We start from the raw sequence: 11,481 nt of genomic DNA, 5'->3' as shown, positions 1-11,481 counted from the left end.
GGAAGCTTGTTCGGCCGGACCCCGGGTAACGGTTTCTGCCCCTCGCAAGTCAATGCTGTGAGCAATGCCCGACGGCGGCTCGACACTTCAGAAAATTGCCGGTATCGATTAAACGATTAACCAGCCTTGGTCCCCGAATGACGCCGGAAAAGCCCAAACTGGCGCGGATTGCCGAAACGCTCGGCGTGTCCATCGCCTCCGTTTCGAATGCGCTGTCCGGCAAGGGGCGCGTATCGCCGGAGCTTGCGCAGCGGATACGCACGCTGGCTGACGAGTTGGGGTACGTGCCAAGCGTCGCCGGCCGTGCCCTCCGCACCGGTCGCAGCGGCGTGCTGGGGCTGGTGCTTCCGGATATCGCCAACCCGTTGTTTCCGCAGATCGCCCAGGCGATCGAGCGGGCTGCCTCGACGAAGGGCTACGGCGTGCTGATCGGCGATTCGCGCGGCGAGACGGAGGCGCAGGCCGACGCCATCGCCCGCCTGACGGAGCGCGGTGTCGACGGCCTGGTGGTCATCCCCCGGCGCGGCACCAGTGTAACCGGCGTGAACTGCCCCGTCGCAGTCATCGATTCCCCCTCGACGCCGGGCAATACCGTTGCTGCCGATCACCTGGACGGCGGCCGACAGATGGGCGCTCATCTGGCAGCGCTCGGCCATCGTCAGGTCGTCATTCTGGCAGGAAGTCCGCTCTCCAACGTCCAGGCGGACCGTGTCGCAGGCCTGAAGCAGGGGCTCGGTGCGCAGGCGGTGGTGGATGTCGTGTGGCTCGACGGTCTCGATACGCGAAGCGAAAGCGGCACGTCGCTTGGTCTCGGCGCCTGGGTTGCGGAGGGGACGACCGCCTTTGCTGCCCTTTCGGACCTGATCGCGCTGCGGGCACTCACCGAATTGCAGGGAGCTGGGATCACCGTTCCCGACCAGGTCACGGTGACCGGCTTCGACGACCTTATCTGGTCGTCCGTCGTCACGCCGCCGCTGACGACGATGCGGATGGACATGGTGCAGATCGCCACCATCGCGATAGGGTCGCTGACGCAAGCGATTGCGGAAACCTCCCGCACCGTCACCTCGGCGTTCGGGACGATCGTCTCCGAGCAGCCCAACGTGCCGATGACACTCGTGGTTCGCCAGTCCTGCGGACCGGTCCCGACGCGTCGGCAAACCACTTCAACGGGAGGTCGCTGATGCCCGCACCCCATGCTGTCCGCCGCGACGCTTCGTCCTCGTCCTGGGGATTGAACGCTGTCGCCTCGGCCAGCCCTATTTATGCCTTGGTTCGGGTATTTCATCATCTTGAAATATTCAGCCTCTCCGTCTTCCATCGTATTCTTGCCCCAGCGGGCAAATCCGCAACTCCCGGACCTGTCCCACAAGCGGCGGGACTGTTCGGGCCGTCGCGCGTGGCGATCCTGGTCTCAGGTCCTTTCCAGGACGTCGCGCGCGGCGCATTTTTCCATTGCGGGGATCGGTGATGGGCGTCTGGATCGACACCGACATGGGGTTCGACGACATCGCAGCTGTGCTCGTGGTACGACATTGCGGTGACCCAATCGACGGCATCTCACTGGTCTTCGGCAATACGGATCTGGAGCAGGTCGAGCGCAACGCCGCCAGTGCCGCGAAAACCTTCGATTGGCCGTTTCCCTTGCATCGCGGTCGCTCGCTGCCAGTGCTGTGCCACCTGGAAACCGCGCAAAGCATCCTCGGTAATCTCGGAATGCCAACCGTCGGCAGGCGCCTGCCGGACGTGCCGGTGAGCCTGCACCCGCAGGATGCCTTCGCAGCGCTCTGCCGCTGGCTGGAGACCGCGCCTGACGGCCGCCGCCGCATCCTCGCGCTCGGCCCGCTCACCAACATCGCTGCCCTCTGTCTCGCGCGACCCGATCTTGCCGCGCGCATCGACGACCTCGTCTGGATGGGGGGCGGCGTGACCAGCGGCAATCACACCGCCTCTGCCGAGTTCAACGCGTTTGCCGATCCGGAAGCGGCAGCGATCGTCATTTCTCACGGCCTGCCGCTCAAGATGGTGGACCTCGACCTCTGCCGGAAAGTGCTGGCCGCACCTGCCGACGTGGCGCCGGTGCGCGCCGGGTCCGGACGCAACGCAGAACTGCTGGCCGACCTTCTGGCCGGTTTCATCGATATCGCCGTTCAGCGCGGCCGGCCGGCGATGTCGCTCTACGACGCGGTCGCCGCCGTCGCCTTCGTCCGTCCCGATCTGGTCGTCTGGCGCGCGGCGCGGATCGACATCGAGCTGCAGGGGCAGCACACACGCGGACGCACGGTCGTCGAGACCCGACCCGGCCGCGCGCCCTTCAATGCCGCTTATGCCGCCGACATCGAAGCCGATGCGGCGCTGAAGATCATTCTCGACGTATTCAACAACGAAGCCTGCCGATGACCCGTCCTTTCGAACTCTTCGACCTCAACCTCCCCGAACTGCGGCACCGTGCCGTGCAGGCGGCGCGCGGCGAATGTGCCTTCGACGTGCTGGTGAAGGGCGGCACCGTCGTCGATGTGGTGACGGGAGAGCTTCGGCTGGCCGATATCGGCATCGTCGGGCCGCTGATCGCCAGCGTCCATGCACCCGGCGCCCGCGCAGATGCGCGCAATGTCATCAACGCTGCCGGCGGTTTCGTCGCGCCGGGGCTGATTGATACGCACATGCACATCGAAAGCTCGATGGTGACGCCGTCTGCCTATGCGCGCGCCGTGGTGCCGCGCGGCGTGACGACCGTCGTCTGGGACCCGCATGAATTCGGCAACGTGCTGGGCACGGCCGGGGTCGACTGGGCGGCGGACGCGGTCATCGACCTGCCGCTGCGGGTGATCCTGCTGGCGCCGTCATCTGTGCCCTCGGCGCCGGGCCTTGAACGTGCCGGCGCCGATTTCGGACCGCAGGAACTGGCCGAGATGCTGGCGCGGCCGGATATCGCCGGGATCGCCGAGATGATGAACATGCGCGGCATCATCGAGGGCGATGCCCGCATGCAGGGCATCATCCAGGCCGGGCTGGATCAGGGCAAGCTGATCTGCGGACACGCGCGCGGGCTTTCGGGCGCCGACCTGCAGGCCTTCGTCACCGCCGGCGTCAGTTCCGATCATGAACTGGTCTCGGCCGACGATCTGATGGAAAAACTGCGGGCTGGGCTGACGATCGAGCTGCGCGGCAGCCACGACCATCTGCTGCCGGAATTCGTCGCGGCGCTCAACACGCTCGGACATCTTCCGCAGACCGTCACGCTCTGCACCGACGACGTGTTTCCCGACGACCTGCATGCGGCGGGAGGCCTGGATGACGTGGTGCGGCGCCTGGTGCGGTATGGTCTGAGGCCCGAATGGGCGCTTCAGGCAGCGACGATCAACGGCGCGCGCCGTCTCGGCCGCCACGATCTCGGAGTGATCGCTCCGGGTCGGCGGGCGGATCTGGTGGTCTTCGAGGATCTCGAACAGTTCACCGCACGCAGGGTCCTGGTATCGGGACGCGAGGTGGCGGCCGGCGGTGCGGTCCTGTCACTGCCGACGGCGACCGATACCGCGGCACTGACGGGGACCGTGAAGCTCGATCCGTTGACACCTCAGGATTTCCAGGTCCGGGCCGACGGCCATTCGGTGCGGCTCGCGACGATCGACCGTCCGCGCTTTACCCAGTGGTCCGAGATTACCGCAGACGTCGTCGAAGGCGTCGTGGTGCCGCCCGAGGGGACGACGCTGATCGCGGTCGCGCATCGCCATGGCCTGGCGGACGGCCGTCCGCGGGTGGGGTTCCTCACCGGATGGGGGCGCTGGCGCGGCGCCTTCGCCACCACGGTCTCGCACGACAGCCACAACCTGACGGTTTTCGGCCAGGATCCGGTCGATATGGCCGCCGCCGCCAATGCCGTGATCAAGGCCGGCGGTGGGCTGGCGGTCGCGTCAGGCGGTTCGGTCCAGGCCATCCTGCCATTGCCGCTTGCCGGCCTGGTGTCGGATGGCGGCGTGGCGGAGATCGGCGCCGGCTTTGCCGAGATCCGTTCTGCGATGGACCGGATCGTCGACTGGCAGCCGCCCTATCTGGTCTTCAAGGCCTGCTTTGGCGCGACGCTCGCCTGCAATGCCGGGCCGCACCAGACGGATCTCGGGATCGCCGATGTGGTCACCGGAAAGCTGATGGAAACGCCGGTTCTGGAGACCGTCTGACAGGCCGAGGCGGACCGGCAGGCGAGGCGGGCTAGCTGGTGCTGCTCGCCATCGGTGCCGTCGCATTGCCGGTGAAGATGTAGCCGACGCCGCGCACCGAGCGGATGAGCGTCGGGTGGGCCGGATCGAGCTCGATCTTCTTGCGCAGGCGAGCGATCTGCGCGTCGATCGCCCGATCGAAGGCTTCCAGCTGACGGCCGCGCGTCTGGTCCATCAGCATCTCGCGGGTCAGCACCCGGCCGGAATTGCGCACCATCACCGTCAACATGTCGAACTCGCCGGTGGTCAGCTCGACCTCCTGCTCGTCGGGGTTCATCAGCCGACGGCGGCTGAGCTCCAGACGCCAGCCATCGAACGCCAGCACCTGCGACAGATCCTCGCGGACGGGCTCGACCGGTCGGCGGCGGCGCAGGATGCTGCGCACCCGGGCCAGCACCTCGCGCAGGTGAAAAGGCTTGGGGATGTAGTCGTCGGCACCGATCTCGATGCCGATGATGCGATCGAGGACATCGTCGCGTCCGGTCAGCATGACGATCGGGACATCGGATGTGGCGCGCACCTCGCGCGCCAGCGCCAGCCCGTCCTCGCTGTTGGGCAGCACGAGGTCGAGGAGAATGAGGTCTATCGGGTGATCCGCAAGCGTCCGACGCATCGATGTGCCATCCGAGGCGCCGTGAACGAGGAAGCCTTCCTCCTCGAAATAGCGCGTAACCATCTGGCGGATGCGGACATCATCGTCGACGACAAGAATACGATCGGGTCGTCCTTCACTTTTCGCCATGCCTGCCCCGCCGAGACATTCCTGTTACACGCCGTTACACGATCGCGCCGGCTTGTAACATGCCGGGCATCCTCCTGTCACCGCCGCTGAGGATAGTCAGCTCATCAGACAGAGGGACAGACATGCTCACGACAAGCACACAAACCCATGCCGGTTTCGCCGTGGTAGCCAACATGAAGCCGCAGCTGGCGCGACTGGAAGAGCTTTTTCAACCGCTGCCGCGCGAGATGCTGGATGTCGGCGAGGGGTTGTTCTGGCAGGGCGACAAGGCGCAGCACGTCTTCGAGATCACCGATGGACTGTTGAGGATTTTCAAGATCATAGGCGATGGAAGACGGGTCATCACCGGTTTCCTGTCCGCCGGCGACATGGTGGGGTTGTCGCTGAAGAACGTCTATCTCTACAGCGCCGAAGCGGTGACGCCGGTGAAGGTGCGCCGGATGACGAAGCGCGCCTTCCAGGAGGCCATCGAGCAGTCTCCAGAGCTCCGCCCGCAGCTCTATTCGCTGATGTGCGACGAAATGGCCGCCGCCCAGGAGCAGATGGTGCTCTTGTCGCGCAAGAGCGCCGAGGAGCGTGTCTGCAGCTTCCTGCTGCTGCTTGCCAGGCGTAAGCACGGCACCCGGCAGATCGCCCGGATCGTCGAACTGCCGATGAGCCGGCAGGACATGGCCGACTATCTGGGGCTCACTATCGAGACCGTATCTCGGACCATTACCAAGCTGGTGACGCGCGGCGTCATCACGCCGAACGGCCGTCACGCCTTCGATATATCCAGGCCCGGAAAACTGCTTGCGCTGTGCGGGGACGACGATAGTTATGACGACGTCGGCGATAGTGCCGCAAGAACCCGCCAGGCCGTCTGGCCGCAGTAGATGTCCGCCTGCAGGGAGGCAATCGTCCAGATGGGTGACACGGCCAGCAACAGGGATCCGCTGCCCGACCTTGCGCACCTGATCTCGATCTTCGATCCGATCAACCTCATCGCCCACGGCACCGACGGCGTGATCCTGCAGTGGAGCGCCGGCAGCCAATCGCTGTTCGGCTGGACGGCGGACGAAGCGGCGGGCCTGCACGTCATCGATCTGCTGGCGCCGGTGCCGGACATCGCCATTGCGACGATCGTCGAGACCGTTCGTCGCGAGGGCGCCTGGAAGAGCATCCTCGAATATCGCCACAGGGATGGCCATCCGATCTCGGTTCTCAGTCGCTGGCTGATGACGACCGTGGAGGACCAGCCGGTAATCCTGCAGATCAACGAGGACTTTCGTGCCGCCGCTACGGTGCAGGAGGATCTGGCGGTGCGGGAAGCGCATTTCCGGTCGATCCTGCAGACCGTGCCGGAAGCCATGGTGGTCATCGACGAGACGGGCATCATCACCTCCTTCTCGTCGACTGCCGAGGCGCTGTTCGGGTACGCGTCGGCCGAAGTGGAGGGCAGCAATGTCCGCATCCTGATGCCGGCGCCCGACCGCGGCAGCCACGATCGCTACATTCACAACTACATGACGACCGGCCAGCGCCGCATCATCGGCCTCGGCCGGGTGGTCAAGGGCTTGCGCAAGGACGGCTCGACCTTCCCGATGGAGCTGGCGGTCGGCGAGGCGATCTCCAACGGCAAGCGGATCTTCACCGGCTTCATCCGCGACCTGACCAGCCGTCACAAGATCGAGGAAGAGCTGCGCCAGGCGCAGAAGATGGAGGCGATCGGTCAGCTGACCGGCGGACTGGCGCACGACTTCAACAATCTGCTGACGATCATCAGCGGCAATCTGGAAATGCTGGAGAACAAGATCAGCGATCCGAAGGCGCGCGTGCTGCTGCAGGAAGCGCAAGGCGCGACGAACGACGGCGCCAAGCTGACCGGCCAGCTGCTGGCGTTCGGGCGACGGCAGCCGCTCAACCCGCGGCTGACCGATCTTGGCCAGATGATCTCCAGCTTCTCCGAGCTCATCCGCCGCACGATCGGCGACAGGATTGAACTCGGGACGATCCTCAGAGGCGGCGGAAACCTGGCGCTCGTCGACGGGCCACAATTGCAGAACGCGCTCCTCAATCTGACGCTGAATGCCCGTGACGCCATGCCGAATGGCGGACAGCTGACGATCGAGGTCAGCCGCGCGCACGTCGATTTCGATCATCTGCAGATGTACCCGCAACTGAGGGCCGGCGATTACGTGCTGATCAGCGTCTCCGACACTGGCGCCGGTATGGCCGAAGACGTCAAGCAGCGTGCCTTCGAGCCGTTCTTCACCACCAAGAGCACGGGTGCCGGAACCGGCCTCGGCCTCAGCATGGTCTACGGGTTCGTGCGCCAGTCGGGTGGCGATATCCACATCGACAGCCAGCCGGGGCAGGGCACAAGCGTACGACTTTTCCTGCCGGCTGCCGCGGACACTGTTTCTCCTCCGCTGGACGAGGAAAGCCCGATCGCGATGCCCGATATCCCGGGCGGGCAGGAGACCATTCTTGTCGTCGAGGACGATCCGCGAGTCAGGCGCATCGCCGTCGCCCGCCTGGAAAGCGCCGGCTACCGTGTCTTCCAGGCCGCCAATGGTGCCGAGGCGCTGGTGCTGATCGATACGGTGGATGACGTCGCTCTGCTGTTTACCGACGTCGCGATGCCGGGCATGTCCGGCGATCAGCTTGCCGAACGGGTTCGTCAGCGCAGGCCCGGCATCAAGATCCTGTTTACCTCCGGCTATGCCGAGCCGGAGGTCGCCGGCCAGCAGCTGGCAGCCGATGGAAGCTGGCTGAAGAAGCCGTACACGGCGCGGGAACTCGCGGTGCAACTGCGCACGCTGCTCGATTGACGGTTGTCAGGCGAGAGGCGCGCCGAGCGGCTGGAGATGGATGGCCCGCGGGCCGATCGACAGGAAGTTTTCTGACCGTCCAATATAGATGATCGTCGTCTCGGTCATTGCATCGAGGATGGCGATCAGTTGCTTCTGCGTCTCCGGGTCGAGCGTTTCCAACGCATCGTCGATGACGATCCACTTCGGCCGGATCAACAGCGCGTGCGCGACCCGCAGGCGGGCCTGGTCCTCTTCCTCAAGGACACGGTCCCAGCGGTCACGCGCGTCCAGCCGCTCGAGGAGACGGCCAAGGCCCACTGTCTCCAGAACCTGCGCCATCTGCGCGTCAGGATAGGCGGCGGCAGCATGCGGGTAGGCAATCACCTCTCGCAGAGTGGCATCCGGAAAATAGCCCTTCTGCGGAACGAACAACAGGTCCTGCGCCGGAGGCAGGAGGATCTCGCCCTTGCCCCACGGCCAGACGCCGGCAAGCGCCTGGAACAGAAGATGGCGGTTAGCGCCCGGATCGCCGTTGACCATCACCCGTTCCCCCTGGCCGATGACGAACTCGCCGTCCAGCCGCAGTCCCCGCTCGGCGCCGGAAGCTGACGGAGCCGGCGCCAGCACCAGGTCTTTCAGCACGATCGCCTGGTCGGTGCGGTTTGCCAGCTGCAGATCGGCGCCCTCCTGGTGATGATCGTCGATTTCGCACATTACGCGGCGGAAGACCGAGACGCGGTAGAGTGCCGACTTCCAGTCTGCGATCGGCCGGAAGTTGTCGACATACCAGCGCAGCGCCGTGTTGACCTGGTTGAAGGCACCGACGGCCATCATCAGTCCGCCGAAGGAGAGGCTGCCGCTGAAATAGACGGGCGCGGCAATGAGGATCGGCGCGATCGTCGTCAGCCATCCGAAGCCGGATGAGACCCAGGTGAGATTTGTGTAGGCGCTTGCCAGTCTTCGGATGAGGATGAGGACGGCGGTGATCGCTTGCTGGATGCGGCGGCGCTCGCTCTCCTCGCCATTGGTCAGGGTGATCGCCGTCAGGTTCTCGTTGGCGTGCATCAGGGCGAAGCGCAGCTCGGCTTCCTTCGAGTAGCGCTGCGTGTTTAGCTCCGGCAGGTGGCGGCCGACGAGGTTGCTGAGGATCGAGGCGGTGGCGGCATAGACGAGTGCCGCCCACACCATGTAGCCGGGGATGGCGATGCTTTTTCCGTCGATGGTGAAGGCGAAGTCGGCAGAAATTACCCAGAGAACACCGATGAAGCTGACCAGCAGGATGGTCGAGTTGACGAGGCCAATGGCAAGCGTCGTCGTCAGTTCGGCAAAATTGCGGGCATCCTCGTGCAGGCGCTGGTCGGGATTGACGCCGATCGTGCCGAAATTGGCGAGCTTCAACGCCCGCCGCGGCTTCATCCACTGATCGACGAGGTCCCGCGAAAGACCTTCGCGCATGTAGAGAGCGGTCATCTGGTTCAGCCACGCCTGCACGACGTTCAGCACCAGCAGCGATCCTGCAATCATCGCGAAGACCCGCAGTTGCTCGAGGAAGGCCGGGAGGTTTCGCTGCTCCAGTGAGTTGTAGAAGGGCGTGTTCCAGCTGTTGAGGAGATACTGGGCAAAGACGGTGGCAAGGATCACTGCCAGCAGGGCGGACGTCAGGACCAGCACCCGGAGGCGTACCGTCGACGACCAAAATGCGCCGGCCATCATCCTGATCTGTGCGAAGAAGCCGAATCCGGCACTGCCGATGTCGTGGTCGGTGAAGTGGATATCCGTCTGCGCCATAAGTCCATCCGAGCCTGAATGCCGCGCGGCACGTCCGCATGTACCGCGCCTTGCCTTTCTACACCGAAATCCTGAAGCAATGGCGCCAATTTACGGCCACCCGGCACAGATCGCCGAGCACGATGAAGGATATCGGCAGTCAGCCCAGCGCATCTCGATAACGAGATATTACATGCTTAAAATTTCTAGCTTGCATGTCCGCCGCTCCGGTGCAATTCTTGGCTCATCAAGAGGCGGAAACAGCCTCACCGCATTCTGCAGCAAGAGAGGAACTTGCTCTGGAGTGTCTGACAAGACAGGGGAATACAGATGCTGGGACCGACCAGTCATGTGGATACATTTGCGCGCGATAACCTTCCGCCGCCGAGTGAGTGGCCGGAGCTTCTTCTCGACGGCTTTGATTATCCCGAGTATCTCAACGCGGCGGTCGAGCTGACGGACCGCATGGTCGACAAGGGTTTCGGCGACCATACCGCGCTGATCGGCAACGGTCGGCGACGGACCTACAAGGAACTCTCCGACTGGACGAACCGGATCGCCCGCGCGCTGACGGAAGACTATGGCCTGAAGCCCGGCAACCGTGTGCTGATCCGCTCGGCCAACAACCCGGCCATGGTCGCCTGCTGGCTGGCGGCGACGAAGGCCGGCGCCGTGGTGGTCAACACCATGCCGATGCTGCGCGCCGGCGAGCTGGCAAAGACCATCGACAAGGCCGAGATTTCGATGGCGCTGTGCGACACGCGGCTGATGGACGAACTGGTGGCCGCCGCCAAGGACAGCAAGTATCTGAAGCAGGTCATCGGCTTCGACGGTACGGCCAGTCACGACGCCGAGCTTGATCGTGCCGCTCTCGACAAGCCGGTCCGCTTCGAGGCCGTCAGGACCGGTCGTGACGACGTCGCGCTCCTCGGCTTCACCTCCGGTTCGACAGGCATCGCCAAGGCGACGATGCACTTTCATCGCGACCTGCTGATCATCGCCGATGCCTATGCGAAGGAAGTGCTGAACGTGACGGAAAACGACGTGTTCGTCGGGTCGCCGCCGCTCGCCTTCACCTTCGGGCTGGGGGGCCTGGCGATCTTCCCGCTGCGCTTCGGGGCGGCGGCAACGCTTCTCGAACATGCAACGCCGCCGAAGATGATGGAGATCATCCAGACCTACAAGGCGACCATCTGCTTCACCGCGCCGACCGCCTACCGGGCAATGCTGGCGGCGATGGATGCCGGCAGGGCGGACCTGTCGTCGCTGCGCATTGCGGTGTCGGCCGGGGAAACCCTGCCGGGTCCGGTGTTCGAGGAGTGGACGGAAAAGACCGGCACGCCGATCCTCGACGGTATCGGCGCCACCGAGATGCTGCATATCTTCATCTCCAACCGCCTCGACGATGCCAGGCCCTACTGCACTGGAAAGCCGCTGACCGGCTACCAGGCAAAGGTCGTCGACGAGGAAATGAACGAGGTGCCGCGCGGCACGGTCGGGCGGCTTGCGGTCAAGGGGCCGATCGGCTGCCGCTACATGGCCGACGACCGGCAGAAAGAGTATGTGCGCGACGGCTGGAACCTGACCGGCGACAGCTTCACGCAGGACGAGGACGGGTTCTTCCACTTCGCCGCCCGCTCGGACGACATGATTGTCTCGGCCGGCTACAACATCGCCGGACCGGAGGTCGAGGCAGCGCTCCTGAAGCATGAAGCGGTGCTGGAATGCGCGGTCATCGGCGTGCCCGACGAAGAGCGTGGCCATGTCGTTCAGGCGCATGTGGTGCTGGTCGATCTGAGCCAGGCCTGCGACGCGCTGGCCAAGCTGCTGCAGGAGCATGTGAAGTCCATCATAGCGCCCTACAAGTATCCGCGGTCGATCGTCTTTACCGACAGCCTGCCGAAGACTGAGTCCGGCAAGATCCAGCGCTTCCGGCTGAAGCAGGAGCGCGCCGCCTGAC

General features: G+C 64.7%; 8 protein-coding genes. 6 read left to right on the top strand and 2 right to left on the bottom strand.

The features are described from left to right. Positions 1–137: 137 nt before the first annotated feature. From ACR65N_RS15340 to ACR65N_RS15330, 3 genes are all read left to right on the top strand, one after another. Positions 138–1,184: a LacI family DNA-binding transcriptional regulator gene (locus ACR65N_RS15340; protein WP_440457707.1), complete on the top strand. Its 1,047-nt coding sequence runs from the start codon at positions 138–140 to the stop codon at positions 1,182–1,184. 286 nt (positions 1,185–1,470) lie between these two features. Further along, complete coding sequence (locus ACR65N_RS15335; RefSeq protein WP_440457706.1) at positions 1,471–2,400, top strand: nucleoside hydrolase; 930 nt, start codon at positions 1,471–1,473, stop codon at positions 2,398–2,400. Continuing rightward, positions 2,397–4,178 (top strand): adenine deaminase, encoded by a 1,782-nt coding sequence (locus ACR65N_RS15330; protein ID WP_440457705.1) that lies wholly within the window; start codon positions 2,397–2,399, stop codon positions 4,176–4,178. The genes ACR65N_RS15335 and ACR65N_RS15330 overlap by 4 nt, the downstream gene beginning before the upstream one ends. 31 nt (positions 4,179–4,209) lie before the next feature. On the opposite strand, the gene ACR65N_RS15325 is transcribed toward ACR65N_RS15330, so the two are convergent. Beyond that, positions 4,210–4,959, bottom strand: a complete 750-nt coding sequence (locus ACR65N_RS15325) for a response regulator (RefSeq protein WP_440457704.1) — start codon at positions 4,957–4,959, stop codon at positions 4,210–4,212. Positions 4,960–5,081: 122 nt separating this feature from the next. On the opposite strand from ACR65N_RS15325, the gene ACR65N_RS15320 reads away from it, so the two are divergent. Beyond that, positions 5,082–5,834 carry a Crp/Fnr family transcriptional regulator gene (locus tag ACR65N_RS15320; RefSeq protein ID WP_430304820.1) on the top strand — a complete coding sequence of 251 codons (753 nt, stop codon included), beginning with the start codon at positions 5,082–5,084 and terminating at the stop codon, positions 5,832–5,834. Between the two features lie 30 nt (positions 5,835–5,864). Then, positions 5,865–7,772 (top strand): PAS domain S-box protein, encoded by a 1,908-nt coding sequence (locus ACR65N_RS15315; protein ID WP_440457703.1) that lies wholly within the window; start codon positions 5,865–5,867, stop codon positions 7,770–7,772. A 6-nt stretch (positions 7,773–7,778) separates the two neighbouring features. Here the strand turns inward: ACR65N_RS15315 and ACR65N_RS15310 are convergent, their stop codons facing one another. Then, complete coding sequence (locus ACR65N_RS15310) at positions 7,779–9,542, bottom strand: ABC transporter ATP-binding protein/permease (RefSeq protein WP_440457702.1); 1,764 nt, start codon at positions 9,540–9,542, stop codon at positions 7,779–7,781. 309 nt (positions 9,543–9,851) lie between these two features. Here ACR65N_RS15310 and ACR65N_RS15305 point away from each other — a divergent pair, with 309 nt between their 5' ends. Continuing rightward, entirely contained in the window at positions 9,852–11,480 is a 1,629-nt protein-coding gene (locus ACR65N_RS15305; protein ID WP_440457701.1) for an AMP-binding protein, read from the top strand. Position 11,481: the final 1 nt, after the last annotated feature.

It is taken from the genome of Rhizobium sp. SAFR-030 (genome assembly GCF_059415005.1).
This window is presented reverse-complemented; position numbering and strand designations above follow the sequence as displayed.